The organism is Roseateles sp. GW821-FHT09H10, from assembly GCF_059415865.1.
This window is the reverse complement of the sequence record NZ_JBWKOB010000001.1, coordinates 922,244-946,624: the sequence shown is the minus strand read 5'-3', so window position 1 is coordinate 946,624 and position 24,381 is coordinate 922,244. Positions and strand designations below refer to the sequence as shown.

The following is a 24,381-nucleotide window of genomic DNA, read 5'->3' as shown; positions in this document are numbered from 1 at the left end:
GTCCCCAATGCTGGAGGCCCTTTCAGCAGAACCTGTGGGGTTCTGCGGAAGGCAGGAACCCTCCCGGGTTCCTGGTGTTCGTCACGAACGAGGGGCTTAGATCTTGCCGACCAGGTCCAGCGACGGAGCGATCGTGGCCGAGCCTTCGTTCCACTTGGCCGGGCAGACCTGGCCGGGGTTCTTGGCCGTGTACTGGGCAGCCTTCAGCTTGCGCAGGGTTTCCTTGACGTCGCGGGCGATCTCGTTGGAGTGCACTTCGGCCGTCTTGATGACGCCTTCGGGATTGATGACGAAGGTGCCGCGCAGGGCCAGGCCTTCTTCAGGGATGTGCACGCCGAAGGCGTTGGTCAGCGTGTGGGTCGGGTCGCCGACCAGGGGGAACTTGGCCTTGCCGACAGCCGGCGAGGTCTCGTGCCAGACCTTGTGCGAGAAGTGGGTGTCGGTCGTGACGATGTAGACCTCGGTGCCCAGCTTCTGGAACTCGGCGTAGTTGTCGGCCGCGTCTTCGACTTCCGTCGGGCAGTTGAAGGTGAAGGCAGCCGGCATGAAGATCAGCACGGACCACTTGCCCTTCAGGGATTCATCGCTAACGGTGATGAACTTGCCGTTGTGAAAGGCTTCGGTCTTGAACGGCTGGACTTGGGTGTTGATCAGGGACATGTGGAAAGCTCCAGAGGGGACTGGGTTGATGGGATAGGTAGAACTATATCGGTTTAGTGTTTTCGGTTGAAAACATTAATCAAATCGGCATTATTGAGCCAGGCTATTGCCCGCCCTTGCGGGCCGAGCGCCGGGCCGCTTCCCCAGCCAGGCTGGACTGGACGAGGCTTCACGCCTCGTAGCGCCGGTCGTAGAGCTGGTGGGGGCTGAGCTTGACGCGCAGGGTCTGCGCGGTCGCCAGGCCCGTGATCGCATGCTCGGCCAAGGCCGTGTCGCGCCTCACGGGTGAGCCTAAAGCATCCCCGTGACGGTTCATCACGGCGCTGACGATGGGTGTGTTGCCCGATGTACCGCGGCGCACGGCCACGGCCGTCTCGCCGCTGGCCAGCTTGACCAGGGTGCCGGGCGGATACAGGCCCAGTTCCTTGACGAGCAGGGCTGCGAAGGGGTGACCGTTGTTACCGGTGTAGAGGGATTTGGCCGCCAGCGGCGCCGGCATGCCGGCCCGCCCGCCCCGGCTGGCGAGCTTGGCCAGGAAGATGTCCACGAGGCGCAGCAGCTGGGCCGTCTCGTCGGGCTCGGCCAGTCCTTGCGGATAGCCACCGCCGCCCGGCTGCTCATGGTGCTGGGCCACGGCGGCCAGCCATTCGGCGTCGTCCAGGCCGGCGCCGCGCAGCCAGGCCACGGCCTCGTCGGGATGGCGATCGATGGCGGCGCGCTGCACCGGCGCGAGCTTGCCGCCGCGCGAGGCCAGGCGGCCCTGCAGGTCGATGATGGACAGGTTCATCGTCAGCGACGCGCCGACCAGGCTCTTCTGGCGCTCTGGCGTCCAGGCCAGGCGGCGCGACAGCAGGGCCGCGACGGCGGCCGTATGCAGCAGATGGGCCAGGCCATACACCTCGTGGCGACTGTGGTCGTGCTGGATGACGACAAACAGCAGCTGATCGGGGAAGCGCTCGGCCCAGCCAATGAGCTGGCCGGCGCACTCCTTCACCTTGGGCAGGAAAAGAGTTTCCTGAGGCGCGCGCAACAGCACGGACAGGCGCGTCTGCAGCGCTTCCCAGCGGGCGAAGAAGTCCTCCCCGCCCGCGCCGCCATCGTCAGCGCCACGCTTGGACGGATCGCGCAACTCGTCCATGTCGACGAAGACGCCGCGGTTCAGCAGCGCCTCGCGCATCTGCTCGTTGGGCACCGGCTGGCCCTTGGCGAGCAGCAGCTTGCCCTCGGCATCCCGAACCCCAAACGGCAGGGGGGCACCGGCCTTGATGTGGCCGGCCACTTGCTGGATGGGGACGAGTTTCATGTCCTGATGATGACCGGACTTTGGGCTAACCCCCTCAGCCGATGGCAGCCGCCAAAGCGGCTACGACGTGATCTTGTTGCGCATCCGTCAAGTCGGCACTCATCGGCAGGCTCATGACGCGGGCCGCGGCGGCGATGCTGTTCGGGCAGTCCTCGGCCTTGGCGAAGCGGGCATAGGCCGGCTGGTGATGCAGGGGGCGTGGGTAGTGGACGGCCGTCGGCACACCGGCTTGCTTGAGCCTGGCCTGCACGGCATCGCGGTCATCGACGAAGACGGTGTACTGGGCCCAGACGCAGTCGCGATCAGGCCGCACCGCCAGCAATTGCAGGCCCGCAACGGCAGCCTTGAGCTTGCGCTGATATGCGTCGCCCAGCTCGAGCCGGCGGGCGATCTCCCATTCGAAACGGTCCAGCTTGCCCAGCACGACGGCGCATTGCAGCGTGTCCATGCGGCCGCCGACACCGAGGCGCGTGTGCAGATAGCGCTGGCTCTGGCCGTGGGTGCGGATCTCTCGGCAGGCCTGGGCGAGCTTGTCATCGCTGGTGAAGATGGCGCCACCATCGCCATAGCAGCCCAGCGGCTTGCTCGGGAAGAAGCTGGTGCAGCCGAAGGTGGAGGTGTTGCAGCTCTTGCGGCCTTGATAGGAGGCGCCAAAGCTCTGGGCGGCGTCTTCGATGACGGCCAGGCCATGCTTGGCTGCGACGGCGTTGATGGCGTCCATGTCAGCCACCTGGCCGTACAGGCTGACCGGCATGATGGCCCGGGTGCGCGCCGTGACGGCTGCCTCGATGAGGGATGCGTCGATGTTGGCCGTGTCGGCCTCGATGTCGACGAAGACGGGCACACCGCCGGCCAGCACGATCATCTCGGCCGTGGCCGCGAAGGTGAAGGGGCTGGTGATGACCTCGTCGCCGGGCTCCAAGTCCAGGGCCATCAGGCAGATCAACAGGGCCTCGGTGCCGCTGGCCACGCTGATGCAGTGCTTGGCGCCCGTGCAGGCGACCAGGGCCTGCTCCATCTCCTTGACTTCGGGGCCGAGGATGTACTGACCATGGTCCAGCACCTTCTGGATGCGGGCGTTGATGTTGTCGCGCAGGGCCGCGTACTGGCTCTTGAGGTCGATGAAGTCCATCTTCAGATCAATTCGAGTTGGTCGCCGCTGAGGCGGTAGCGATCGCCGGTATGGGGGCAGGTGGCTTCGAGGGCTTGAGCACTCTTCACGGGCAGCTCGAGCTTCTCGCCGAAGCGGCTCATCCAGCCGATCTGCTTCGCCGGCACGCCGACCATCAGCGCGAAATCGGCCACGTCGCGGTTGATGACGGCACCGGCGCCGATGAAGGCATGGCGGCCGATGGTGGTGCCGCAGACGATCGTCGAATTCGCACCCAGCGTCGCGCCCTGCTTGACCAGCGTGCGGCGGTATTCGTCCTTGCGCGCCACGGCCGAGCGCGGGTTGTAGACGTTGGTGAACACCATGCTGGGGCCGCAGAAGACATCGTCCTCCAGCGTCACCGCGTCGTAGACGGACACGTTGTTCTGGATCTTGACGTTGTTGCCGATGGCCACGTCGTTGCCGACGTAGACGTTCTGGCCGAAGGAGCAGCGCGCGCCGATGCGGGCACCGGCGCTGATGTGCACGAAATGCCAGACGCGGCAGTCCTCGCCGAGCTGGGCACCGTCGTCGACGATGGCCGAGGGATGGATGGTCGTCGGCATCTCAATAGGACAAGGGCAGGTTCACACGACGGCCATCACGCGCACTCATGTACATCGCGATCAGCAGCTCCAGCGACTTCAGGCCTTCGCGGCCGTCGGTCTCGGCCTGGGCCTCGCCGCGCAGCGTGTTGATGACGTTGTCGTAATAGAGCGGATGACCGAGTCCGTAGACCGAGGTGGTCTGGTAGCTGGCGTCGGCGATCTGGCCATCCATCTCGTGGGGCGCGTCGAACTGCCAGTGCTGGATCTCGTTGACGGCCACGCCGCCGATGCGCACCGAGCCTTTCTCGCCCAGCAGCGTGATCGAGCCCTCAAGGTTCTTCGGGTAGGTCAGCATGCTGACGTTGACCGTGCCCAGGGCGCCATTGCGCCACTTCAGCGCCGCCACGCCGGTGTCCTCCACCTCGATGTTGCGGGCCAGGGTGCCGGTGTAGGCCATGACGCTCTCCACCGGGCCGACGATCCAGTCCAGCAGGTCGATGTAGTGGCTGGCCTGGTTCATGAAGGCGCCGCCGTCGAACTCCCAGGTGCCACGCCAGTCGGCGCTGTCGTAATAGGCCTGGGGCCGCGTCCAGAACACGTTGACGGCGACGTTGTAGAGGCGGCCGAAGCGCCCCTCGGCGACGGCGCGCTTGAGCAGCTGCAGCGTGGAGTTGCGGCGGTTCTGCTTGACGACGAAGAGGCGCACACCGGCGTCGTCGCAGGCCTTGACCATGTCCAGGCCGTCCTGCCAGCGCGTGGCCATGGGCTTCTCGGTCATCACATGCACGCCGGCCCGGGCCGCTTCCATGGTCTGGCGCGGATGCAGGCCGCTGGGCGTCGTCAGCACGATGCAGTCGACGTCCAGGCCCGCCGCCAGCAGGTGGGACAGGGCCGTGAAGGGCCGGGCGCCGGATTTCTGCGCCGCGGCAGCCAGGGCGGCGGTATCGGTGTCGCAGACGGCCACCAGCTCGGCACGCTCCGCATGGCGGGCGATGGCTTCGATGTGGTTCTGGGCGATGCGGCCGCAGCCGATCAGCGCGAAGCGGACCTTGCGGCCCTGGACGGGCGGGCGGGAGGTGGGCATGGCAATTCGGGGATCTGAATCCCCGGATTGTCAGACCTCCAGCGCGAGAAGTTCCTCGACCGTCTGCCGACGGCGGATCAGACGTGCCGATTCGTCCTCCACCAGCACCTCGGCGGCCAGCGGCCGGCTGTTGTAGTTGCTGGACATGGAGGCGCCATAGGCACCGGCATCGTGGATGACGAGCAGGTCCCCCACTGCGGCCGGCGGCAGGTCTCGCGTCAGCACCTCGCCTCCCGGGCCTTGCGTGAACACGTCGCCCGACTCGCACAGCGGGCCGGCCACGACGGTGGGCTGCTCGGCACCGCCGGCACCGATCAGGCTCATGGCGTGGAAGGCGCCGTACATGGCCGGACGCATCAGCTCGTTGAAGCCGGCGTCCACCAGCACGAAGCGATTCGCGCCGGCGGTCTTGACCGCCCTCACCTCGGCCAGCAGCACGGCACTTTCGGCGACGAGATAGCGGCCGGGCTCGATCTCCAGCTTCAGCGCATGGCCCACCAGGCCCTCGGCCTCGCGGCGGGCGGCATCCCAGAGGCCGAAGTAATGGGCCACGTCGATGCGGGCGTCGCCGTCGCGGTAGGGAATGGACAGGCCACCGCCGGCCGAGATGGCGTGCAGGTCATGGCCGGCCGCGACGGCCTCACGCACCAGGCCCACCATGGCCTGGCCGACCTGGGCCAGGTGCTCATAGTCCACGCCCGAGCCGATATGCATGTGCAGGCCGACGAGCCTGAGCCCATGGCGGCGGATGGCCGCGAGCGCAGCGCCGAGGTCGGCATGCCAGATGCCATGCTTGCTGTGCTCGCCACCGGTGTTGGTCTTGTGGCTGTGGCCGTGGCCGAAGCCGGGGTTGATGCGCAACCAGACGGGGTGGCCTGGGGAGGCGGCGCCGAGCTGATCCAGCATGTCGATGGAGCCGGCATTGACGGGGATGCGGTGCTCGACGACGGTGGCCAGCGTGGCGTGATCCAGCAGGTCGGCGGTGAAGACGATCTCGTCGCCACCCGCTTCGTAGCCTGCCGCCAGGGCGCGCAGGATCTCGCCGCGCGACACCGAATCGACCTTGACGCCGGCCTCGCGCAACAGCTTCAGGATGTGGATGTTGGAACAGGCCTTCTGCGCAAAGCGAACGACGTCAAAGCGCTTGAGGGAGGCGGCGCGCTCGCGGATGGTGGCGGCGTCATAGACCCACAGCGGCGTGCCGTACTCATCGGCCAGCGTGTGCAGGAGGGCGGGGGTCAGGGCAGTAGGCAGGGGCTTGGTCATGGCTCGCAGCATGCGCTTGAGCACCCATTCAATCAAATTGAAGTTTGTGCGGCGACAATTCAGTCCTGATATGGATATCCAGCACCGCCACATCGAGGTCTTCCGCGCCGTCATGACGGCCGGCAGCGTCACCGGCGCCGCCGCCCTGCTGCACACCTCCCAGCCCACGCTCTCCCGCGACCTCGCGCGGCTGGAGCAGCTGCTGGGCTATGCCCTGTTCGAACGCGAGCGCGGCCGGCTCAAGGCCACGGCGCGAGCACGGGCGCTGTTCGACGAGGTCGAGCGCAGCTTCCAGGGCCTGGCCCGCGTCATCGAGCGTGCCGAGGCCCTGGGCCGCTCCGAAGACGCCGAGCTGAGCCTGCTCAGCCTGCCGGCCCTGTCGCACGCCCTGCTGCCCGGTGCGCTGCGGCAACTGCTGCTGGCAAGCCCGTCCGCCCGCGTCTCCATCACGCCGGCCGAGCCACCGCTGCTGGACGCCTGGATCAGCGAGCAGCGCTTCGACCTCGGCCTGGCCGAGCAGGCCACGCCGCTGCCGGGCGTGCGCGTAGAGCCAGTGCTGGAGGCGGACGAGGTCGCCGTGCTGCCGGCAGGCCATGTGCTCGCATCACGCAAGCGACTGGCGCTGAAGGATTTCGCGGGCCAGGATTTCATCAGCCTGGCCGAGGACGACCCCTACCGGCGCGAGATCGATGCGCGCTTCACAGCCGCCGGCATCCAGCGCCGCCTGCGCGTGCAGACGCACAGCGCCGTGGCGGTGTGCGAACTGGTGCGGGCGGGGCTGGGCGTGGCCATCGTCAACCCGCTGACGGCGGCGGCCTGCGCGGGATCAGACCTCGTCGTGAGGCCGCTGACCGTCTCGATTCCCTACCGGGTCTCGGCGCTGATCCCTTTGCATCGACCCGCGCAGCCGCTGGTCGACGACTTGCTCAGCGCGCTGCGGCGCGCACGACGGTCGGCTTGGTCCCAAAGCGCTTGACGATGCTGGCCTCGATGCCGGCCGCGTCCAGGCCGCACAGGCTCATCAGCTTGGCCGGATCGCCGTGCTCAACGAACTCGTCGGGCAGGCCCAGTTGCAGCACGGGAATGGCGATGCCAGCGGCATTCAATGCCTCGGTGACGGCGCTGCCGGCGCCGCCCATGATGCAGCCGTCTTCCAGCGTGACGAGGGCGTCATGCGTGCGTGCCAGTTCGGCCACCAGTTCGGCGTCCAGCGGCTTCACGAAGCGCATATTGGCCACGGTCGCGTCCAGGCGTTCGGCCACTTCCAGCGCCGGATGGAGCAGCGTGCCGAAGGCGAGGATGGCGATGCGATGCCCCTTGCGGCGCACCTCGCCCTTGCCCCAGGCCTGGGCCGTCATCGCCTTGACCGGCACGACGCCGACGCCAGCGCCACGCGGGTAGCGCACCGTGACCGGGCCGTTGTGCATGAAGCCGGTGTACAGGGCCTGGCGGCATTCGTCCTCGTCGGCTGGCGTCAGCACGGCCATGTTGGGAATGCAGCGCGTGTAGGCGATGTCGTAGTTGCCGGCATGCGTGGCGCCGTCGGCACCGACAAGGCCGGCACGGTCCAGCGCGAACAGCACCGGCAGGTTCTGGATGGCGACGTCGTGGACCATCTGGTCGTAGGCGCGCTGCAGGAAGGTCGAATAGATGGCGACGACCGGCTTGATGCCCTCGCAGGCCAGGCCGGCGGCAAAGGTGACGGAGTGCTGCTCGGCGATGCCGACGTCGTGATAGCGCTGCGGGAAGCGCTTGTGGAACTCGACCATGCCCGAGCCCTCGCGCATGGCAGGCGTGATGCCCACCAGGCGCGGGTCGGCCTCGGCCATGTCGCAGAGCCAGTCGCCGAACACCTGGGTGAAGGTGGTCTTGGGCGGCGTGGCCGGTTTGACGAAGCCGACGGCCGGGTCGAACTTGCCGGAGGCGGCGTGGTACTTGACCGGGTCGGCCTCGGCCAGCTTGTAGCCGGCGCCCTTCTTGGTGACGATGTGCAGGAACTGCGGCCCCTTCTTGTCGCGCAGGTTCTCCAGCGTCGGGATCAGCGACTCCAGGTCATGGCCGTCGATCGGGCCGACATAGTTGAAGCCGAACTCCTCGAAGATGGTGCCCGGCACGACCATGCCCTTGGTGTGCTCCTCGAACTTGCGCGCGAACTCGTAGAGCGGCGTGTTCTTCAGCACGCTCTTGGCGCCCTCGCGGGCCGCGGCGTAGAAGCTGCCGCTCATCAGGCGGGCCAGGTATTTGTTCAGCGCGCCGACTGGCGGGCTGATCGACATGTCGTTGTCGTTCAGGATGACGAGCAGGTCGCCCATCAGGCCGCCATGGGCCACGCCGGCGTTGTTCAGCGCCTCGAAGGCCATGCCCGCCGTCATCGAGCCGTCGCCGATGATGGCCACGGCCTTGCGGTTCTCGCCCTTGAGCTTGAAGGCCATGGCCATGCCGTGCGCGGCGGAGATGCTGGTGGACGAGTGGCCGGTGCCGAAAGTGTCGTACTCGCTCTCGTCGCGGCGCGGGAAGCCGCTGATGCCGCCCAGCTGGCGCAGGCCCGGCATGCGATCGCGGCGGCCAGTCAGCACCTTGTGAGGATAGGTCTGGTGGCCCACGTCCCACACCAGTCGGTCGTCCGGCGTGTTGAAGACGTAATGCAGGGCCACGGTCAGCTCGACCGTGCCGAGGTTGGAGCCGAGATGGCCGCCGGTCTTGGAGACGCTCTCCAGCACATAGGCGCGCACTTCATCGGCCAGCTTGCGCAACTCGGTGCGCGGCAGCCGGCGCAGGTCCGCAGGGCTGTCGATGCCTTTCAGCAGCGTGTATTCCATGGCGGTCCTTCTTCAGTTGTCCCGCTCGACGACGGAGTCGGCCAGCAGGCTGAGGTGGCTCACATCGGCCAGGCCGCTGGCGGCCAGGGCCGCCTTGGCTTCCGAGCGCAGTTGCTGAGCCAGGGCGCGCGCGGCATCCAGGCCGAGCACGCTGACATAGGTGGGCTTGTTGGCGTCCTGGTCCTTGCCGGCCGTCTTGCCCAGCACTTCGGAGTCCTGGGTCACGTCCAGGATGTCGTCGACCACCTGGAAGGCCAGGCCCAGGGCCGCGCCGTAGTCGGACAGCGACTGCGTGGCCTGTGTCGAGGCCGGCCCGCAGGCCGCGCCCATCATGACGCTGGCCTGCAGCAGCACCCCCGTCTTGCGACGGTGCATGTCGCGCAGCGTGCGCTCGTCCAGGGCCTTGCCGATGCTGGCCAGGTCGATGGCCTGGCCGCCGGCCATGCCGTCGTGGCCGGCGGAGCGGGCCAGCAGCGCGCACAGCCGCGCCTGCAGGGCCGGGGCGATGCCGGTATCGGGCGTCAGCACGTCGAAGGCCAGGGCCTGCATGGCGTCGCCGGCCAGCATGGCCTGGGCTTCGCCGAAGGCGACGTGGGTCGTGGGCTTGCCGCGGCGCATCACGTCGTCGTCCATGCAGGGCATGTCGTCGTGGACCAGCGAGTAGGCATGGATGAGTTCAACCGCGCAGGCCGCGCGCATGGCGGCAAAGCTGTCGCCGCCGACGGCCGCGCAGCTGGCCAGCACCAGCAAGGGGCGCAGCCGCTTGCCGCCGCCCAACACCGCATAGCGCATGGCCTCGCCCAGGCCGGCCGGGGCCGTGGCGGGCACGAGATCGTCCAAAGCCGCTTCGAAGGCATTCAGCGACGCCTGCACCCAGCGGTCAAAGTCCTGTGCATTCAAGATTCAGGGCCCTCCCAGGCCTTCAGTTCGGCACCATCCAGCAGCCTAACCTGCTGTTCGACTGCCGTCAGCCGGCCGCGGCACAGTGCCAGCAGCTCGGCGCCGCGTTTGTAGCTGTGCAGGAGCTGGTCCAGCGGCAGCTGCTGCCCCTCCATGGCCGCCACCAGTCGCTCCAGCTCGTCGAGCGCCTGCTCGTAGCTGAGATCGGCATCGCCGTCGGTCGCGGCGGCCTTGGTGCGGGGAGAGGTCTTTGTCATTTCAAAACGCGAAATGGTGATTGTAGTCAGCGGGTTTCGCCATTCCCGCACAGCCAGGCCCTGTCCTTCGTCCGCGGACCGCCCGGCATGGGTAGAATCCCGGACCTCTCGCCCGAGCGCGCGCCCGCGCGACTCACTATCTCCACCACACAAGCAACCTGGCCGACTCGGCAACACCGAGATGCGCCGGAGGGACGCAGCACCTCTACTCGCCTGAAAGACCCGCCTGGATCATGTCCGACCTGAGCCTCCCCGTCTCGGCGCTACAACGCAGCCAGACCCAGCTCCCGGTGAGCGCCTATTTCGATTCCGATCTGTTCCAGCGCGAGCAGGCCAGCATCTTTCAGCGAGGGCCCCGCTACGTCGGCCATGCACTGGCCGTCCCTGAAATCGGCGACCACTACTCCCTGCCCCAGGAAGGCGAAGGCCGGGCGCTCGTGCGGTCGGCCACCGGCATCGAGCTGATCTCCAACGTCTGCCGGCACCGCCAGGCCGTCATGCTGCGCGGCCGCGGCAACACCCAGGCCAATATCGTCTGCCCCCTGCACCGCTGGACATATTCACACCAGGGCGAGCTGATCGGCGCCCCCCACTTCGACCACGATCCCTGCCTGAACCTGAATCGTTACAAGTTGCAGGAATGGAACGGTTTGCTGTTCGAAGACAACGGCCATGACGTCGCCGCCGAGCTGAGCAAGCTCGGGCCCCGCGCCCAGCTGGACTTCTCCGGCTATGTGCTCGACAAGGTCCAGGTCCACGAGTGCAACTACAACTGGAAGACCTTCATCGAGGTCTACCTCGAGGACTACCACGTCGGCCCCTTCCACCCGGGCCTGGGCGCCTTCGTCAGCTGCGACGACCTGGCCTGGGAGTTCGGCAAGCACCACTCGGTGCAGACGGTGGGCGTGCACAAGGAGCTGGAGCGGCCCGGTTCGCCGGTCTACCAGCGCTGGCACGACGAGCTGCTGAAGTTCCGCGAGGGCCGCCCGCCCGAGGCCGGCGCCATCTGGCTGACCTACTACCCGCACATCATGGTGGAGTGGTATCCGCATGTGCTGGTGGTGTCGACGCTGCACCCGGTGTCGCCGCAGAAGACCGTCAACCTCGTCGAGTTCTACTACCCCGAGGAGATCGCCGCCTTCGAGCGCGACTTCGTCGAGGCCCACCAGGCCGCCTACATGGAGACCTGCGTGGAGGACGACGAGATCGCCGAGCGCATGGACGCCGGCCGCAGGGCCCTGATGATGCGCGGCGACAACGAGGTCGGCCCGTATCAAAGCCCGATGGAAGACGGCATGCAGCACTTCCACGAATGGTTCCGCCAGCAGATGGGCAACGTGGGCTGATGCCAGCTCCCCTGCTCATGGTGGCGGCGACGCTGCTGTTCGCCACCATGGGCGTCTGCGTCAAGCTGGCCAGCGAGTTCTACGCGGCCAGCGAGATCGTCATGTACCGCGGCCTGGTGGGCCTGATCATGATGGCCGTGCTGTCGCATCGCGCCGGCATCAGCCTCAAGACCCGCCTGCCCGGCATGCATCTGTGGCGCAGCATCTCCGGCGTCACCTCGCTGTGCCTGTGGTTCTACGCCATCGGCAAGCTGCCGCTGGCCACGGCCATGACGCTGAACTACATGTCCTCGGTCTGGATGGCCCTCTTCCTGCTCGGCGGCGCCGTGCTGATGGGCGCGCAGAAGCTGGACTGGCGGCTGATGGCCTCGGTGCTGCTGGGCTTTGTCGGCGTGGCCCTCATCCTGCGCCCGACGCTGGACCAGCAGCAGCTCTGGCACGGCCTGTCCGGCCTGCTGTCCGGCATGATCGCCGCGATGGCCTATCTGCAGGTGACGGCCCTGGGCCGCGTCGGCGAACCGGAGCTGCGCGTCGTCTTCTACTTCTCCGTCGGCGGCTTCGTGGCCGGCGCCGTCATCACGGCCATCACGGAAGGCGGCCTGCAGACGCACACGCTGTGGGGCGCCGGCCTGCTGCTGGCCGTCGGCGTGCTGGCCACCACCGCCCAGGTCTGCCTGACGCGCGCCTATTCCATCGGCCGGCCGCTGGTGAACGCCTGCCTGCAATACCTGGGCATCGTGTTCTCCTTCATCTACGGCATGCTGCTGTTCAAGGACGTGCTGACCTGGCATGCCGCCATCGGCATGCTGCTCATCATCGGCGCCGGCATCGCCGCCACGCTGCTGCGCGCCAAGGTCGCCCCGCCGCCAAAAGACAGCCAGTTCAACCCCAACGAGACCTGACCGTGGCCCACACGACGCTGATCACCCCCGCCGAACTGCGCGCGCTGTCCAACCCGCTCATCATCGAGTGCAGCTTCGACCTCGCCGACACCGACGCCGGCGAGCGCGCCTACACGGCCGGCCACGTCCCGGGCGCCTTCTACCTGCACCTGGACCGCGACCTCTGCGGCGACAAGACCGGCCCGGACGGCGCCTTTCGTGGCCGCCATCCCCTGCCCGAGCGCGAAGCCTTCGCCGCATTGATGCGCCGCCTGGGCCTGGCCAACGGCCGACAGGTCGTCGCCTACGACCGCCAGGGCGGCCCCTACGGCGCCCATCTGTGGTGGATGCTGCGCTGGCTGGGCCACGCCGAGGTCGCCGTTCTGGACGGCGCCTGGGATGGCGACATGACGGCTGAAGTCCCGACGGCCGTGCCCACCGACTGGCAGCCTGGCCAGCCCCTCGTCGGCCAGATCGACGCGGCGACGCTGCTGAAGAAGCTTGGCAGCGTCCGCCTCATCGACGCCCGCGCCGCCGAGCGCTTCCGCGGCGAGGTCGAGCCCCTGGACAAGGCCGCCGGCCACATCCCCGGCGCCAGCAACCGCTTCTTCAAGGACAACCTCGGCGCCGACGGCCGCTTCAAGCCCGCCGCCCAGCTGCGCGCCGAGTTCGCGCCGCTGATCGCGCCACATGGCGCCGGCGCCATCGTCCAGCAATGCGGCTCCGGCGTCACCGCCTGCCACAACCTGCTCGCCATGGCCCATGCCGGCCTGGGCGACAGCCTGCTCTACCCCGGCTCCTGGAGCGAATGGTCGTCCGACCCCGCCCGCCCCATCGCCAAGGGCTGACGCACAAAGGCTTGATCTCCGACAAGCATTGCGGCCCTCGTTGGGCCACACTGTGGTTCTCCGCAACGACTGGAGGACCGAATGTTCAAGCGCATCCTCGTCCCCACTGACGGCTCCGACATCACCGCCCATGCGGTGGACACCGCCATCCAGCTCGCCAAGGTGCACGGCGCCCAGCTGCTGACGCTCAGCGTCATGGAGCCTTTCCCCTACAGCGCGGTCTCCGAGATCCAGCCCGTGCCGCCGCAGGAGTTCATCGAGGCCCAGCAGCGCGTCGCCACCCAGCGCGTCGAGGCCGTCAGCGCTTCGGCCGCCGCGCAGGGCCTGTCCTGCCGGGCCCATACCGCCGAGGCCCTGCACGCCTGGGAGGCCATCGTCGACCATGCCAATGCCGAGAACGTCGATCTCATCGTCATGGCCTCGCACGGCCGCAAGGGCTTCGCCGCCCTGCTGATGGGCAGCGAGGCGCAGAAGGTGCTGACCCACATCCAGACACCGGTGCTGATCGTCAAGTAGCGCCGCGCCGCTAGCGGGCCTCGGCCTTCTGGGCCGCTGTCTTCGCGCCCGCCCTGTCGCTGTCGCGCTGGGCACGCCGCTGCAGCCAGCCGTCGCGCACGAACAGGTATTTGTCCAGCGCCGCCTCGTCGATGATGCGGGTCACATCCAGCAGGCCGGCGCGCTTGTCCACCATGCTGATCGCCGTGAGGGTGTTGCGCACGCCCACGTCGCTGACTTGGCCCGTCGCGCTGGCCAGGCTGTTGACCGGCAACGCCACCGCGCCGCGCACATCCGAGGGCCCGAGCAGCGGCAGCACCAGATAGGCACCACCGCCCACGCCCCAGGCGCCCAGCGTGTCGCTGAAAGCCTCGCCGTGACGCGGCATGCCCCAGCCGGCTGCTACATCCAGCACGCCCAGCAGCCCCACCGTCGTGTTGGTGCCAAAGCGCGCGAAGTCGGACAGGCCTTCCTTCACCCGCCCCTGCAGCAGCAGGTTGACGCCCGACCACGGATCGCCGAGGTTGGCGAAGAAGTTGCCCACACCCTGGCGCACCGGCTGGGGCAGCACCGCCTGGTAGGCCGTGGCCGCCGGCTTCAGCACCGCCTTGTCCAGGCCCTCGTTGAAGGCAAAGGTCTTGCGGTTGACCGACTCCAGCGGATCGGGGTTCTGCGTCGTCGCGCAACCCGACAGCAGCGCGGTGGCAACCAGCAGCAGGCTGGACAGGAAAGTTTTGAAAGACGGCATGCGAGACCTCGCTTCATTCGGATGGCCCGGTCATCGTGGCCGGGGACGACTTGCCCAACACTTACCGCGGCGCGAGGGCGATATGGGCCAGCAGGCCGCAGGTCACGGCAGCGCGCTGCTCCGGCGGCGGTGCATGCGCGGCGCCGGCGAGCGAGACGGCGGCGCCGGCAACGGCGATGAAGAAGGTGGACAGAAGGCGTTTGGTGGAGGCTTGCATGACATGTCCTCGGTGCAGTGAACGGGGCCGCGCAGCGATTCCTGGGCGGCGCTCGCGGCGCGAAGCCGGCCGGCCACGGCCCAGGCCATGCGCAAAGGGTGTGTGAATCTCATGGCAGCGACTGTTCGGCCGCCCGACTTTCCTGGCACTTACCGCGCCATGACCTTCACCCCAGACGCCCGGTAAGTCAGCGGTAAGGCGGCGACACCGACGATGGGCGCCCTTTCAACCTGCCCTCCCGGGAACGCTCATGCGCCAGCTGTACCTCATCTCCTCTCAACTCCTGGCCCTGGCCTGCGCAACGATGGCGCCACTGGCTGCGGCCGCAGCTCCTGGCGACCAGGGCGGCAAGGACGGCGAGGCCTCGTCCTGGGGCCTGGGTATCGCGGCCATGTCCAAGCAAGAGCCCTACACCGGCATGGACCGTGAGACCCGCGTGCTGCCCATGCTGAGCTATGAGAACAGCTGGTTCAAGTTCAGCGGACTGGGCGCCGAGGTCAAGCTGCCGCGCCTGGGGATCAACGAGCGGCAATCCATCGACTTCCGTCTGATCGGCCGCTTCGACATGAGCGGCTACGAGGCCGGCGACGCCCCCATCCTGAATGGCATGGACGAGCGCAAGGGCGGCTTCTGGGCCGGCGCCAAGGCCACCTGGCGCAACGACGTCGCCCACCTGAGCGCGGAATGGTCGGCCGACGCCTCCGGCCACAGCAAGGGCAAGCGCCTCGGCCTGACCCTGGAGAAGAACTTCCGCATCGGCCAGCAGATGATGCTGACGCCGCGCCTGGGCGCCGCGTGGCTGGACAAGAAATACGTCGACTACTATTTCGGCGTCCGCAGCCACGAGGTCACCGCAAGCCGCGCGGCCTACACCGGCAAAGCCGGCGTCAACGCCGAGCTGGGCCTGCGCGGCGCCTATCTATTCGACCGCCATCACTCCATGTTCCTCGACGTCGGCGTCACCCGCCTGGCCAAGGAGATCAAGAACAGTCCGCTGGTCGACCGCTCGACGGAGAACCGCGTGCTGCTGGGCTATCTCTACCGCTTCTGATGAATCGCATCCTGCTGGTCGAGGATCATGAGCGGCTGGCGCAGCTGATCAGCAAGGGGCTGGCGAATGCCGGCATCGCCGTCGACGTCGTCGACCGGGTGAGCGCCGCCTGGGCGGCCCTGCAGCAGATCCCCTACCGGGCCCTGGTGCTGGACCGCGGCCTGCCCGGTGGCGACGGGCTGGACCTGCTGAAGCGCGTGCGCGATGCCGGCCTCGGCACGCCCTGCCTGGTGCTGACGGCCCGCGATGCGCTGCACGACCGCGTGGAAGGGCTGGAGGCCGGCGCCGACGACTATCTCGCCAAGCCTTTCGCGATGGACGAGATGGTGGCGCGCGTGCGCGCCCTGCTGCGCCGGCCCGCGCAGAGCCGCACGCTGGCGCCGCAGCTCGGCGACCTGAGTCTGCGCCCCGATGCCGGCACGCTTTGCTGCGGCGAAGAAGGCGTCACGCTCGCGGCGGCCGAGATGCAGATCATGCTGGCGCTGGTGGAGAAGGCCGGCGAGACGGTGCGGCGCGGCGCGCTCGAAGCCGCCGGCTGGGGGCTGGACGAGGCCGTGACGCCCAATGCGCTCGACGTCGCCCTGCACCGCCTGCGCCGCAAGCTGCAGGCCATCGGATCGCGCCAGCGCATCGTCAACGTGAGGAATCTGGGATATGCGCTTCGTGAATCGGGCGTGGACGAATAGCCTCAGCTTCAAGGTCATCCTCGCCTACATCGCGGGCGTGGTCCTGAGCCTGCTGATCATCGTGCTGACCGTCAAGGGCCTGCTGACCTTCAACAGCCCCATCCTGGTGGAGGAAGACGTCAACGAGAACGCCGAAGGCCTGGGCGAACACATGAGGTTCGACGCGTCAGGAAAGCCCGTCGGCTTTGACGAGGAGCATGCCTGGGTCTTCGAGACCATGAAGGAAGAGGTGGCGTATCGCGTCCTCGACAGCTCGGGACGGGTCGTCCTGCAATCGCAGGCGGGCGATGCCTTCTGGCCGCCGAGCGGCGGGCAGGCGGGGCCGCCAAAGCCAGGACGCATTGATTTCAAGCGGGCAGGCATCCCGTTCCAAGGCGCCACCGCCGTCCTGGAACACGGCGGTCAAAAGTGGTATTTCCAGATGGCCAACAGCGCGAGGCTGGCCGAGTTGATCCGGCTGGAGTTCGCCCTGCCCTTCATGGGCATAGGCATCGGCCTGTTCAGCGCGGTGCTGCTGTTCGTGTTCGGCGTCTGCGCCTTCATCACGATGCGCCATGTGCAAAAGCCCTTGCAGGAGCTGTCGGCCGCGGCGGCCGCGATCTCGCCACGCTCCCTGCACGCCAGGTTGCAGAGCGAGCGCGCCCCGACCGAGATCGCGCCGCTGGTGGAGAGCTTCAACCGCGTGCTGGAACGGGTGGAGCACGGCTACCGCGTGCAGCAGGAATTCCTCGCCACGGCGGCCCACGAGCTGAAGACGCCGCTGGCCCTGATCCGCGCGCAGATCGAGCTGACCGCGCCCGGCGACGAGCGCGACTCGCTGCTGCGCGACGTGGCCCACATGACGCGCCAGGTGCAGCAGCTGCTGCTGCTGGCCGAGGCCAGCGAGGCGCACAACTACGGCTTTGCGCCGGTCGACGTGCTCGACGTCGCGCGCGAGGCCGCCGACTACCTGGCCCGCATGGCGCGCGCCGCACAGGTGGGCATCGAGCTGGCCGGCCCACCCGCCCCCGTGACCTGGAACGCCGATCGCGGCGCCCTCTTCACCCTGCTCAAGAACCTGCTGGAGAACGCCGTGCAGCACGCGCCGGCCGGCACGGCCATCGTCATCGACGTGGACGCCGCCACGCTGTCGGTGCGCGACTTCGGCCCCGGTGTCACGCCCGACCAGCTGCCCCAGCTGTTCACGCGCTTCTGGCGCGGCGCCCACCGCCGCGACGTCGGCGCCGGACTGGGCCTGGCCATCTGCCAGGAGATCGCCCAGGCCCATGGCTGGACGCTGACGGCCCGGCATGGCGACCCGGGCCTGCGCCTGGTGGTGGCACGCCAGGCCTGGCCGGCCTGATCCAGGCCCGCGCACCGGCGCGGCCCACGGCCGCACTTCACACAGACCTCATAGGGGCCTCACCGCCGCTCTGCACACTGCGGGCCCGGCAGCTCATGGAGGTCCATGCAATGGCAGACATCAACGACGACAGGCACTGGATCGAGATCGTCGATGCCCAGGGCCTTTATCCCGCCAAGCGGCTGGGACCTTACGCCAGCGCGCGCCTCGCGGACCGGGCAGGCCGCGGCGTCCTGCGCCTGCTCAATGCCAGGCGCTACACCGTCACCATCCTGCCCGAGCGGGATCTTGATAACCGCAGCCACGCCAGCCATCGAGATCAGGAGCCCGCCCCGGCTCGCTGACCGGCTCGCCGCCTTGGCGGTGCAAAGGCCTCCTAACATGGCCCCTATCCAGACCCCCCGGCTGCCAACGGCCCCACTTCCCGATGCATCGTCTGCTGATCGCCTGCCTGCTGCTCGTCGCCATCACTGGTTGCTCCAACAAGAGCGAATCCGGACCGCTACAGGGCATGTCCAAGGCGGCGGCGCCCGAGCGCGGCAAGGCGGCCGACAGTCCGCGTCGCACGCTGGCCTATGTGCACTCGATCCAGCTCGACACCCAGGCAGACAAGGTCGCGGAAGTTCACGCGGCGGCGCTGGCCGCCTGCCAGCAGGCCTCGGCCGAGCAATGCACGGTGCTGGAATCGAACATCAGCACCGGCCGATCCGCGTCGGCATCCCTGCGCTTCAGGGCCAGGCCCCAGGGCATCCAGCAGCTGATCGCGGCGCTCAGCAAGCAGGCGGACGTGACCGAGCAGTCCACCCACGCCGAAGACCTGGCCGGGCCCATCGAAGACGGCGAGCGCAAGCTGGCCATGCTGACCAGCTATCGCTCGGAGCTCGAGGCCTTGCGCAAGCGCCCGGGCAACGACGCCGCGGCCCTGATCAAGCTGACCCATGAGCTGGCGGAAGTGCAGAGCGAGCTCGAGAGGATCAACGGCAAGCAGGCCAGCCTGACGCTGCGGGTGGAGACCGAGATCCTCAACATCAGCATCCGCACCGGCCGCAACTCGTCGTTCTGGGAACCGATCTCGCTGGCCGCCTCGGACTTCGGTGGCAGCCTGTCCCAGGGCATTTCCTCGGCCATCACGGGCGTCGCCTATCTGCTGCCGTGGTCCATCATCCTCGGGCTGGGCTTGTGGATGGCCCGCAAGCTCTGGCGCCGGCGCAAGCCGCAGTAGGGAGCACATCCGTGTTGGAGAAGCCGGTGTCTGGTGTGTCCGCCGAAGGTCAACTTGAAGGGCACTGATGGGCGTGGAACTGCACATCACGCGAGCGGAGTTCTGGGCTGAAAACGCGCAGTCAGAGATCGCTATCCACGAATGGCTTGCCTATGTCGAGAGCGACCCCGAGTTGGAGTTGCGGCCGGAGAACGGCCCCGGCTTTGTCGTGTGGACCGGCCCATCGACATACGCCGAGCCCTGGCTGGATTGGTCGTCGGGCAACATCAGCAGCAAATGGCCTGACACCGCGCTGTACGGCAAGATGCTGCGGATCGCTGCTGCGCTCAGGGCCAAGGTTCAGGACGACGATGGCGCGGTCTACGCCGCCGCGGGCGATTGGATCTTTGAACCGGATGACCACGCCATGAAGCCCGCCCATCAGCAAGCCCGCCCACGGCCCGGCTTGCCCGCCGTGGCCGGCCTGGTCGCGGCCTTCGTCACGGCGGGTGCGGTGTCCTGGGCCACGCCGGATGGCAATCTGGTCGTGACCCTGGTGCCGGCGCTGGCCGTCGGCCTGGCGGTGTACGGCCTGGCCGCGTGGTTCCAGCGCCGGCGCAGGGGCGACTGAAACGCCTGGCCGTTGCCCGCCCGGCGGAGTCTTCAGTTCGCCGGCACCGTCGCCACCCTGGCGGCGGATGAGCGCACCCCCATCACCGCCACGGCCGCGATGAGGCAGGCCGCGCCCGCCACGAACAGCGCGGGCGAATACGACAGCAGCACCGAGCGCGAGAAGCCCGCGCCCACCGCCGCAGCCGCCGCACCCAGCTGGTGGAAGGCGAACACCCAGCCGAACACCAGGCCGGCGCGCGCCGGGCCGAAGACCTGCCCGGCCAGCTTGACGGTGGGCGGCACGGTGGCGATCCAGTCCAGCCCGTAGAACATGGCGAAGATCGACAGGCCGGCCACCGTGAAGTCCGAGTACGGCAGCCAGAACAGCGACAGGCCGCGCAGGCCGTAGTACCAGAACAGCAGCTTGCGGTTGTCGAAGCGGTCCGACAGCCAGCCCGACAGCGTCGTGCCGATGAGGTCGAAGACGCCCATCATCGCCAGCACCGACGCCGCCGGCACCGGGCCCAGGCCACGGTCGCCGCACAGCGAGATGAAGTGGGTCTGCACCAGGCCGTTGGTGCTCAGGCCGCAGATGAAGAAGCTGCCGGCCAGGATCCAGAAGGCCGGCACGCGCGAGGCACTCGCCAGCGTTTCAAACGGCAGCTTCCAGGTGGGCTTGGGCGCGTTGTTGGCGGCCGCCGTCTCGGCCTCCGTGGCGCCGTAGGCGAGCAGGCCCAGGTCGGTCGGCGAGTTGCGCACGAACAGCAGCACCAGCACCGCCAGCACCGCGGTGGCCGCAACGACGGGATAGAGCGCAGAGCGCCAGCCATGGTTCTCGATCAGCCAGGTGGCCAGCGGCAGGAAGACGAGCTGCCCCGTGGCGCTGCTGCCCGCCAGCAGGCCCATGACCAGGCCCTTGCGCTGCACGAACCAGCGGTTCACGACGATGGCGCCCAGCACCATGGCCGTCATGCCGGTGCCCAGGCCCAGCACCACGCCCCACAGCACGAAGGCCTGGGCCAGGTTCTGCATGAAGACGCCCAGCAACAGCGTGCCGCCGATGATGCCCGCCGCCAGCGCCACCACATGGCGCACGCCATAGCGCATCAGCACCACGGCGGCGAACGGGCCCAGCAGGCCGAACAGCGCAAAGCGCGTCGCGAACACCGACGACAGCTCGGCCGTGCTCCAGCCGAACTCCTTCGTCAGCGGCTGCAGCAGCGCCCCCGGCAGGCCCAGCGCCGCCGACGTGATCAGCATGGCCAGGAAGGTCAGCGCGGCCACCACCCAGGCGTAGTGGATGCCGCGCCGCTGCAGCGACTGGGCAAGACGGGAAGCCAACATCGTTCACCTCTGCTTTTGATTGCGATTGATTTCAAAACACAATGGTATCAGTCATAATCAAAACCATGCAATCACCCTGCCCTGCCCAAGTCTTTGCGGGAGCCACGAGATGAAGGTCACCAAGGAACAGTCGGAACTGAACCGCCAGGCGCTGTTGGACGCGGCGGCCAGGCTGTTCAAGCAGCACGGCATCGACGGCGTCGGCGTGGCCGACATCTGCAAGGCCGCCGGCCTCACGCACGGCGCGCTCTACAAGCACTTCACCGACAAGCAGGACCTCGCCGCCCAGGCCTTTGCCCACAGCTTCCGCAAGGGTTACGACTGGACGACCAAGGCCGGCAGCGGCAAGGCGCCGACGCTGGCCACCTACCTCGACCAATACCTGAGCCGCCGCGTGCGCGACGACCAGGCGGCCGGCTGCCCGGTGGTCACGTCCGCCTGCGACACCGGCCGTCAGAGCGAGGCCGTCAGCCAGAGCTACACGGCCGGCTTCGTGGAGTTGCGCGACGGCCTGCAGGCCGTGCTCGACCCGCAGGGCAAGGACCCTGCCAAGGCCACCATGGCCGTGGCCGCCCTCATCGGCGCCATGGCCATCTCGCGCGGCGTCGCCAAGACCGACGAAGCCCTGGCCAATGAGGTGTTGAAGCAGGTGCGCCGGCAGATCGAGAACCTGGCCGACTGAGCACCCCTGTCAGGCGAGGCCTACGCCCGCATGCGGCTCAGCGCACGGCGCTGCCCCAGAACCCTTGGACTAAATTCGACACCATGATCCTCGCCTGCCCCCAATGCGGCACCCGCAACCGCGTGCCGGATGAACGCATCGCCGAAGACCCCACCTGCGGCAAGTGCGGCGGGCCGGTGGCGCCACGCAAGCCCGTGGCACTCGGCGATGCCGACCTCGGTCCCTATCTGCAGGGCACGGAGGCGCCGGTGCTGGTGGACTTCTGGGCTGCCTGGTGCGGCCCCTGCCGCTCGTATGCACCGCACTTCGAACAACTCGCCGCCGCGCGGCCGGACATCCGCTTCGTCAAGGTGGACAGCGATGCGGCAAAGCGCACCAGCGCCAGCCTGCAGATTCGGAGTATTCCGACGACGGTGCTGTTCGTCCGCGGGCGGGAGGTGGCGAGGCAGAGTGGGGCGATGACGGCGGCGCAGTTGGGGGACTGGGCGGATGGCTGCCTGTCTTGACCTCTATTGGGCTTAACGTCAACGGATGAGCGATAACCAACTCAGCCTCGCTGCCGAGGTGGCGTGCGATTGTCGTCAGCTTCGGCGGCGAGCTGCTGCGCCGACTAATCCCAGTCCGACGCAAAACAACGCGAAGGAGGCCGGCTCAGGCACGGCGGCGACATCGCCATCACGCACGAACATTGCAGACTTGGCAGAGGACATGTAGTCCGGCCCTTGAGAGCCATAGTAGGTATTGAACGACCAAGCTGAGTACCAATAGTTGCTGTCCAACGTACCTGACCAATAGTTGCCCCCCGCCAGACCCTGGAAATTGCCGGTGTTCGTCAGTCCAGCGTTCTCAGGCATCGTATAAATTTGTCCTGGCCCCGGCGGCATAGCCCCGATGTTGCCTAGGCTCACGAAGAAGAGATGAGCCATCTCGCTGGTGCTCGGATCGACACCGTAACCGCAATCCGTTCCCCCGCTGTACGAAAATACGTCGCAGCCGGGTGCGCCGGTGTCTGTCGTTTTCGGCAATCGCCAGCCACTCAACCCGAACCGGGGAAACGCAGCCACCGACTGAGCGACGCTGAAGTCAAACCAGTACTGCGGTGTGACCAGGCGGAGCCAAGTGATGTCGAGATCCGTGTCGTAAAAAGCCTCCGGGCCGTTTGCGATGTTCCCGTCCAAATCACGAGGCAACAGCGTGGTTTCCCATGTACCCTGTCCAGAAACGGATTGGGCGTTGGCTCCAGACAGAGGCGCGAGGGCCGCGAGAGCCATAACAGACGCCATGAACCACCCGCGCGGCGCGGTTGCCAAGCTTACGGAACTACCGAGCTTCATTCTTTTTCCTCCCTGAAATCTCAATCCGAGAGGATACCCAGACGAGAACCCATTCGCGGCCTCAAGATCGGGGGGGCACCGGAGCGCGCCGACACGTTCGACCTGACGCCGCGGGACGTCAGCCCAGCCAGACCGGCTTGAACGTCTCGTTGGCATTGACCCATTCCTCCATGCTGATCTCTCGCACATCGACGCCCGACAGGAATTGGACGCGCCGGTTGTGCGACTGCGTGCCGCTCATCTGACGGGTCTGGCGCAGGATTCTGTCGCGGACTTCGTTGGCGTAGGTGCGCTGTACGTTGCGCTGAATCGGCTGGATCTTGTCCGTGGAGCGCGAGAACAGGCCGGGGAACTGGATGGCACGGTGGGCGGCATTGGTGACGACTTGCATGGCGGCTCCTTGGTGGGTGCTTTCGATGACCGCCAGTTTCTCGGCCGCCCCCACCACAGGCCATCGCCCTGAGTGGGGATTTGCTGGCGGGGTTCTCCCCCTTTTGGGGGAGGCGGCCCGTCGGCCTCCTCCTTGAGGGTGATATCCACTGCGAGCAAGGATTCGGACACTGCGACGCCATGAGCCAGCAGCCACCAAATCCAGAAAGCCCCACGGAGAACGCCATGCACCTCGCCGAGCGCCGCACCGCCGACCGCACCCATCACGAACCGTGGCCCGAGGCCATGCGCGACGAGTTCAGGAAGGTTCAGTTCTTACACGCGGTCGATGTCGATGAACTTGACGCGGACTCTTGGCGCGACATCTTTGAGTGCTTCGAAGGACGCCACGTCCGGTTCATCTAGGTTCGCACTGGAGCGCCGACCCTCGCCGTTCGCTACGCGTAGCACTACAGAAGGTCAGCGGCCTTGAGGCCCCGAAGGTGCTCTCGCAGTCGCCGCAAGCCTGCATGGTGCAGTTGCGATACGCGCCCCTTCGTCAGCGCCAGGTCTCGTGCGATTTCTTCGAACGGCGACTGCTGAAAATAGTGTTGGACGATGACCCGTCGCTCGCCCGCCGGCAGGTACTCCGTGAGTTTTGCAACCCGCCTGCGAAGCTGTTCCAACTCGACACGGACGTATGCATCGTCGGGCGCAGCTGGCCTCTGTTCTGTCTGGCAATCCTCATGCGGCGCAAAGACGAAAGCCAGTCCCTGTTGCAGATCACTCAAGCAATCCAGGGCAGCGTTTTCTTGCGCGACCTTTCGATGCGACAACGAACTGGTCTGCTCGCGCGCCTGTTCGCGACGAACGGCCAACTGCCGCTGGCGTTCGCTATAGGTCGGAAGGCCACTAAGGATCGCGCCGTTGATCCGGTATTCCGCGTAAGTTTCGAACAGAGCACCGCGCGTCGGGATGTACCTATGGGCTGCCTCCAGCAAGCCGACCATGCCGCACTGCATAAGGTCAGCCAGATCAAATTCACTGTCACCTGTGCGTGAGTGAATCCGGATAGCTATGCGCTGAACGAGCGGCGTGTAGGCGTCCAGTTGCATGCAATGCTGGTCTGCTAAGCGTCGCTCAAGATTGAACGGCGCCGCCGAGTATCAGCACAGGGGCGGAGAGTTCGCACTGGTGTTCACCCGACCCGGAGACGGGCGACAAAGTGACGGCCATCT

General features: G+C 67.5%; 29 protein-coding genes. 14 read left to right on the top strand and 15 right to left on the bottom strand.

The annotated features are described in order from the left end of the window. Window positions 1-96: 96 nt before the first annotated feature. From ahpC to lysA, 6 genes are all read right to left on the bottom strand, one after another. Complete coding sequence (gene ahpC / locus AC07OY_RS04355) at window positions 97-660, bottom strand: alkyl hydroperoxide reductase subunit C (protein ID WP_495041300.1); 564 nt, start codon at window positions 658-660, stop codon at window positions 97-99. A 169-nt stretch (window positions 661-829) separates the two neighbouring features. Further along, window positions 830-1,963, bottom strand: coding sequence for an HD-GYP domain-containing protein (locus tag AC07OY_RS04350; RefSeq protein ID WP_495041299.1), 1,134 nt, complete (start codon window positions 1,961-1,963; stop codon window positions 830-832). Window positions 1,964-1,997: 34 nt separating this feature from the next. Then, window positions 1,998-3,095, bottom strand: a complete 1,098-nt coding sequence (locus AC07OY_RS04345) for a DegT/DnrJ/EryC1/StrS family aminotransferase (RefSeq protein ID WP_495041298.1) — start codon at window positions 3,093-3,095, stop codon at window positions 1,998-2,000. Between the two features lie 2 nt (window positions 3,096-3,097). Further along, the gene (locus AC07OY_RS04340; protein ID WP_495041297.1) at window positions 3,098-3,679 is read right to left on the bottom strand and encodes an acyltransferase; all 582 of its coding nucleotides are present in this window, start codon (window positions 3,677-3,679) and stop codon (window positions 3,098-3,100) included. A gap of 1 nt (window position 3,680) precedes the next feature. Then, window positions 3,681-4,745 carry a Gfo/Idh/MocA family protein gene (locus AC07OY_RS04335; RefSeq protein ID WP_495041296.1) on the bottom strand — a complete coding sequence of 355 codons (1,065 nt, stop codon included), beginning with the start codon at window positions 4,743-4,745 and terminating at the stop codon, window positions 3,681-3,683. 30 nt (window positions 4,746-4,775) lie between these two features. Then, window positions 4,776-6,011 carry a diaminopimelate decarboxylase gene (gene lysA, locus AC07OY_RS04330; RefSeq protein ID WP_495041295.1) on the bottom strand — a complete coding sequence of 412 codons (1,236 nt, stop codon included), beginning with the start codon at window positions 6,009-6,011 and terminating at the stop codon, window positions 4,776-4,778. Window positions 6,012-6,081: 70 nt separating this feature from the next. Between lysA and AC07OY_RS04325 the strand changes: the two genes are divergently transcribed. Next, on the top strand, window positions 6,082-6,987 hold the full coding sequence (locus AC07OY_RS04325; protein ID WP_495041294.1) for a LysR family transcriptional regulator: 906 nt from the start codon (window positions 6,082-6,084) through the stop codon (window positions 6,985-6,987). Here the strand turns inward: AC07OY_RS04325 and dxs are convergent. From dxs to xseB, 3 genes are read right to left on the bottom strand one after another with little or no spacing between them, the layout of a single operon-like run. Next, complete coding sequence (gene dxs / locus AC07OY_RS04320; RefSeq protein ID WP_495041293.1) at window positions 6,938-8,830, bottom strand: 1-deoxy-D-xylulose-5-phosphate synthase; 1,893 nt, start codon at window positions 8,828-8,830, stop codon at window positions 6,938-6,940. The two genes, AC07OY_RS04325 and dxs, sit on opposite strands and share 50 nt — an antisense overlap. A gap of 12 nt (window positions 8,831-8,842) precedes the next feature. Continuing rightward, the gene (locus AC07OY_RS04315) at window positions 8,843-9,730 is read right to left on the bottom strand and encodes a polyprenyl synthetase family protein (RefSeq protein WP_495041292.1); all 888 of its coding nucleotides are present in this window, start codon (window positions 9,728-9,730) and stop codon (window positions 8,843-8,845) included. Continuing rightward, the gene (gene xseB / locus AC07OY_RS04310; protein WP_310262216.1) at window positions 9,727-9,987 is read right to left on the bottom strand and encodes an exodeoxyribonuclease VII small subunit; all 261 of its coding nucleotides are present in this window, start codon (window positions 9,985-9,987) and stop codon (window positions 9,727-9,729) included. Before xseB ends, AC07OY_RS04315 begins: the two co-directional genes overlap by 4 nt. A 233-nt stretch (window positions 9,988-10,220) precedes the next feature. Between xseB and AC07OY_RS04305 the strand changes: the two genes are divergently transcribed. From AC07OY_RS04305 to AC07OY_RS04290, 4 genes are all read left to right on the top strand, one after another. Beyond that, window positions 10,221-11,333 (top strand): aromatic ring-hydroxylating oxygenase subunit alpha, encoded by a 1,113-nt coding sequence (locus AC07OY_RS04305; protein WP_495041291.1) that lies wholly within the window; start codon window positions 10,221-10,223, stop codon window positions 11,331-11,333. Next, window positions 11,333-12,235, top strand: a complete 903-nt coding sequence (locus AC07OY_RS04300; RefSeq protein WP_495041290.1) for a DMT family transporter — start codon at window positions 11,333-11,335, stop codon at window positions 12,233-12,235. The genes AC07OY_RS04305 and AC07OY_RS04300 overlap by 1 nt, the downstream gene beginning before the upstream one ends. 2 nt (window positions 12,236-12,237) lie before the next feature. Next, window positions 12,238-13,062, top strand: coding sequence for a sulfurtransferase (locus AC07OY_RS04295; RefSeq protein WP_495041289.1), 825 nt, complete (start codon window positions 12,238-12,240; stop codon window positions 13,060-13,062). 81 nt (window positions 13,063-13,143) lie between these two features. Further along, window positions 13,144-13,578, top strand: coding sequence for a universal stress protein (locus AC07OY_RS04290; RefSeq protein WP_495041288.1), 435 nt, complete (start codon window positions 13,144-13,146; stop codon window positions 13,576-13,578). Window positions 13,579-13,588: 10 nt separating this feature from the next. On the opposite strand, the gene AC07OY_RS04285 is transcribed toward AC07OY_RS04290, so the two are convergent. Further along, window positions 13,589-14,305, bottom strand: a complete 717-nt coding sequence (locus AC07OY_RS04285; protein WP_495041287.1) for an MlaA family lipoprotein — start codon at window positions 14,303-14,305, stop codon at window positions 13,589-13,591. A gap of 61 nt (window positions 14,306-14,366) precedes the next feature. After that, on the bottom strand, window positions 14,367-14,522 hold the full coding sequence (locus AC07OY_RS04280; RefSeq protein WP_495041286.1) for a hypothetical protein: 156 nt from the start codon (window positions 14,520-14,522) through the stop codon (window positions 14,367-14,369). Window positions 14,523-14,772: 250 nt separating this feature from the next. Between AC07OY_RS04280 and AC07OY_RS04275 the strand changes: the two genes are divergently transcribed. From AC07OY_RS04275 to AC07OY_RS04250, 6 genes are all read left to right on the top strand, one after another. Then, the gene (locus tag AC07OY_RS04275; RefSeq protein WP_495041285.1) at window positions 14,773-15,573 is read left to right on the top strand and encodes a MipA/OmpV family protein; all 801 of its coding nucleotides are present in this window, start codon (window positions 14,773-14,775) and stop codon (window positions 15,571-15,573) included. Further along, entirely contained in the window at window positions 15,573-16,259 is a 687-nt protein-coding gene (locus AC07OY_RS04270) for a response regulator transcription factor (protein ID WP_495041284.1), read from the top strand. Before AC07OY_RS04275 ends, AC07OY_RS04270 begins: the two co-directional genes overlap by 1 nt. Then, window positions 16,228-17,601 carry a sensor histidine kinase gene (locus AC07OY_RS04265; protein ID WP_495041283.1) on the top strand — a complete coding sequence of 458 codons (1,374 nt, stop codon included), beginning with the start codon at window positions 16,228-16,230 and terminating at the stop codon, window positions 17,599-17,601. The genes AC07OY_RS04270 and AC07OY_RS04265 overlap by 32 nt, the downstream gene beginning before the upstream one ends. 110 nt (window positions 17,602-17,711) lie before the next feature. Continuing rightward, window positions 17,712-17,945 (top strand): hypothetical protein, encoded by a 234-nt coding sequence (locus tag AC07OY_RS04260; protein ID WP_495041282.1) that lies wholly within the window; start codon window positions 17,712-17,714, stop codon window positions 17,943-17,945. 83 nt (window positions 17,946-18,028) lie between these two features. Next, entirely contained in the window at window positions 18,029-18,823 is a 795-nt protein-coding gene (locus AC07OY_RS04255; protein ID WP_495041281.1) for a DUF4349 domain-containing protein, read from the top strand. Window positions 18,824-18,890: 67 nt separating this feature from the next. Beyond that, window positions 18,891-19,433 carry a hypothetical protein gene (locus tag AC07OY_RS04250; protein ID WP_495041280.1) on the top strand — a complete coding sequence of 181 codons (543 nt, stop codon included), beginning with the start codon at window positions 18,891-18,893 and terminating at the stop codon, window positions 19,431-19,433. 32 nt (window positions 19,434-19,465) lie between these two features. On the opposite strand, the gene AC07OY_RS04245 is transcribed toward AC07OY_RS04250, so the two are convergent. Then, on the bottom strand, window positions 19,466-20,758 hold the full coding sequence (locus AC07OY_RS04245) for an MFS transporter (protein WP_495041279.1): 1,293 nt from the start codon (window positions 20,756-20,758) through the stop codon (window positions 19,466-19,468). A gap of 109 nt (window positions 20,759-20,867) precedes the next feature. On the opposite strand from AC07OY_RS04245, the gene AC07OY_RS04240 reads away from it, so the two are divergent. Both AC07OY_RS04240 and trxC read left to right on the top strand, forming a co-directional pair. Further along, window positions 20,868-21,440, top strand: coding sequence for a TetR/AcrR family transcriptional regulator (locus tag AC07OY_RS04240; RefSeq protein ID WP_495041278.1), 573 nt, complete (start codon window positions 20,868-20,870; stop codon window positions 21,438-21,440). A gap of 83 nt (window positions 21,441-21,523) precedes the next feature. Then, complete coding sequence (gene trxC, locus AC07OY_RS04235; RefSeq protein WP_495041277.1) at window positions 21,524-21,946, top strand: thioredoxin TrxC; 423 nt, start codon at window positions 21,524-21,526, stop codon at window positions 21,944-21,946. A 75-nt stretch (window positions 21,947-22,021) separates the two neighbouring features. Here trxC and AC07OY_RS04230 read toward each other — a convergent pair whose 3' ends face one another. Together AC07OY_RS04230 and AC07OY_RS04225 are read right to left on the bottom strand one after the other, a co-directional pair. Continuing rightward, the gene (locus AC07OY_RS04230) at window positions 22,022-22,774 is read right to left on the bottom strand and encodes a PEP-CTERM sorting domain-containing protein (RefSeq protein ID WP_495041276.1); all 753 of its coding nucleotides are present in this window, start codon (window positions 22,772-22,774) and stop codon (window positions 22,022-22,024) included. Window positions 22,775-22,892: 118 nt separating this feature from the next. Next, window positions 22,893-23,165, bottom strand: a complete 273-nt coding sequence (locus AC07OY_RS04225; RefSeq protein ID WP_495041275.1) for a hypothetical protein — start codon at window positions 23,163-23,165, stop codon at window positions 22,893-22,895. Between the two features lie 224 nt (window positions 23,166-23,389). On the opposite strand from AC07OY_RS04225, the gene AC07OY_RS04220 reads away from it, so the two are divergent. Then, window positions 23,390-23,569 carry a hypothetical protein gene (locus tag AC07OY_RS04220; RefSeq protein WP_495041274.1) on the top strand — a complete coding sequence of 60 codons (180 nt, stop codon included), beginning with the start codon at window positions 23,390-23,392 and terminating at the stop codon, window positions 23,567-23,569. A gap of 44 nt (window positions 23,570-23,613) precedes the next feature. Here the strand turns inward: AC07OY_RS04220 and AC07OY_RS04215 are convergent, their stop codons facing one another. Continuing rightward, window positions 23,614-24,258 carry a sigma-70 family RNA polymerase sigma factor gene (locus tag AC07OY_RS04215; RefSeq protein ID WP_495041273.1) on the bottom strand — a complete coding sequence of 215 codons (645 nt, stop codon included), beginning with the start codon at window positions 24,256-24,258 and terminating at the stop codon, window positions 23,614-23,616. Between the last annotated feature and the right edge of the window lie 123 nt (window positions 24,259-24,381).

What these genes read in the sequence shown, in the direction of transcription:
- ahpC (WP_495041300.1), bottom strand. Translation starts at nt 660, where the DNA reads ATGTCCCTGATCAACACCCAAGTCCAGCCGTTCAAGACCGAAGCCTTT.
- AC07OY_RS04350 (WP_495041299.1), bottom strand. Translation starts at nt 1,963, where the DNA reads ATGAAACTCGTCCCCATCCAGCAAGTGGCCGGCCACATCAAGGCCGGT.
- AC07OY_RS04345 (WP_495041298.1), bottom strand. Translation starts at nt 3,095, where the DNA reads ATGGACTTCATCGACCTCAAGAGCCAGTACGCGGCCCTGCGCGACAAC.
- AC07OY_RS04340 (WP_495041297.1), bottom strand. Translation starts at nt 3,679, where the DNA reads ATGCCGACGACCATCCATCCCTCGGCCATCGTCGACGACGGTGCCCAG.
- AC07OY_RS04335 (WP_495041296.1), bottom strand. Translation starts at nt 4,745, where the DNA reads ATGCCCACCTCCCGCCCGCCCGTCCAGGGCCGCAAGGTCCGCTTCGCG.
- lysA (WP_495041295.1), bottom strand. Translation starts at nt 6,011, where the DNA reads ATGACCAAGCCCCTGCCTACTGCCCTGACCCCCGCCCTCCTGCACACG.
- AC07OY_RS04325 (WP_495041294.1), top strand. Translation starts at nt 6,082, where the DNA reads ATGGATATCCAGCACCGCCACATCGAGGTCTTCCGCGCCGTCATGACG.
- dxs (WP_495041293.1), bottom strand. Translation starts at nt 8,830, where the DNA reads ATGGAATACACGCTGCTGAAAGGCATCGACAGCCCTGCGGACCTGCGC.
- xseB (WP_310262216.1), bottom strand. Translation starts at nt 9,987, where the DNA reads ATGACAAAGACCTCTCCCCGCACCAAGGCCGCCGCGACCGACGGCGAT.
- AC07OY_RS04305 (WP_495041291.1), top strand. Translation starts at nt 10,221, where the DNA reads ATGTCCGACCTGAGCCTCCCCGTCTCGGCGCTACAACGCAGCCAGACC.
- AC07OY_RS04300 (WP_495041290.1), top strand. Translation starts at nt 11,333, where the DNA reads ATGCCAGCTCCCCTGCTCATGGTGGCGGCGACGCTGCTGTTCGCCACC.
- AC07OY_RS04290 (WP_495041288.1), top strand. Translation starts at nt 13,144, where the DNA reads ATGTTCAAGCGCATCCTCGTCCCCACTGACGGCTCCGACATCACCGCC.
- AC07OY_RS04285 (WP_495041287.1), bottom strand. Translation starts at nt 14,305, where the DNA reads ATGCCGTCTTTCAAAACTTTCCTGTCCAGCCTGCTGCTGGTTGCCACC.
- AC07OY_RS04280 (WP_495041286.1), bottom strand. Translation starts at nt 14,522, where the DNA reads ATGCAAGCCTCCACCAAACGCCTTCTGTCCACCTTCTTCATCGCCGTT.
- AC07OY_RS04275 (WP_495041285.1), top strand. Translation starts at nt 14,773, where the DNA reads ATGCGCCAGCTGTACCTCATCTCCTCTCAACTCCTGGCCCTGGCCTGC.
- AC07OY_RS04270 (WP_495041284.1), top strand. Translation starts at nt 15,573, where the DNA reads ATGAATCGCATCCTGCTGGTCGAGGATCATGAGCGGCTGGCGCAGCTG.
- AC07OY_RS04265 (WP_495041283.1), top strand. Translation starts at nt 16,228, where the DNA reads ATGCGCTTCGTGAATCGGGCGTGGACGAATAGCCTCAGCTTCAAGGTC.
- AC07OY_RS04260 (WP_495041282.1), top strand. Translation starts at nt 17,712, where the DNA reads ATGGCAGACATCAACGACGACAGGCACTGGATCGAGATCGTCGATGCC.
- AC07OY_RS04255 (WP_495041281.1), top strand. Translation starts at nt 18,029, where the DNA reads ATGCATCGTCTGCTGATCGCCTGCCTGCTGCTCGTCGCCATCACTGGT.
- AC07OY_RS04250 (WP_495041280.1), top strand. Translation starts at nt 18,891, where the DNA reads ATGGGCGTGGAACTGCACATCACGCGAGCGGAGTTCTGGGCTGAAAAC.
- AC07OY_RS04245 (WP_495041279.1), bottom strand. Translation starts at nt 20,758, where the DNA reads ATGTTGGCTTCCCGTCTTGCCCAGTCGCTGCAGCGGCGCGGCATCCAC.
- AC07OY_RS04240 (WP_495041278.1), top strand. Translation starts at nt 20,868, where the DNA reads ATGAAGGTCACCAAGGAACAGTCGGAACTGAACCGCCAGGCGCTGTTG.
- trxC (WP_495041277.1), top strand. Translation starts at nt 21,524, where the DNA reads ATGATCCTCGCCTGCCCCCAATGCGGCACCCGCAACCGCGTGCCGGAT.
- AC07OY_RS04230 (WP_495041276.1), bottom strand. Translation starts at nt 22,774, where the DNA reads ATGAAGCTCGGTAGTTCCGTAAGCTTGGCAACCGCGCCGCGCGGGTGG.
- AC07OY_RS04225 (WP_495041275.1), bottom strand. Translation starts at nt 23,165, where the DNA reads ATGCAAGTCGTCACCAATGCCGCCCACCGTGCCATCCAGTTCCCCGGC.
- AC07OY_RS04220 (WP_495041274.1), top strand. Translation starts at nt 23,390, where the DNA reads ATGCACCTCGCCGAGCGCCGCACCGCCGACCGCACCCATCACGAACCG.
- AC07OY_RS04215 (WP_495041273.1), bottom strand. Translation starts at nt 24,258, where the DNA reads ATGCAACTGGACGCCTACACGCCGCTCGTTCAGCGCATAGCTATCCGG.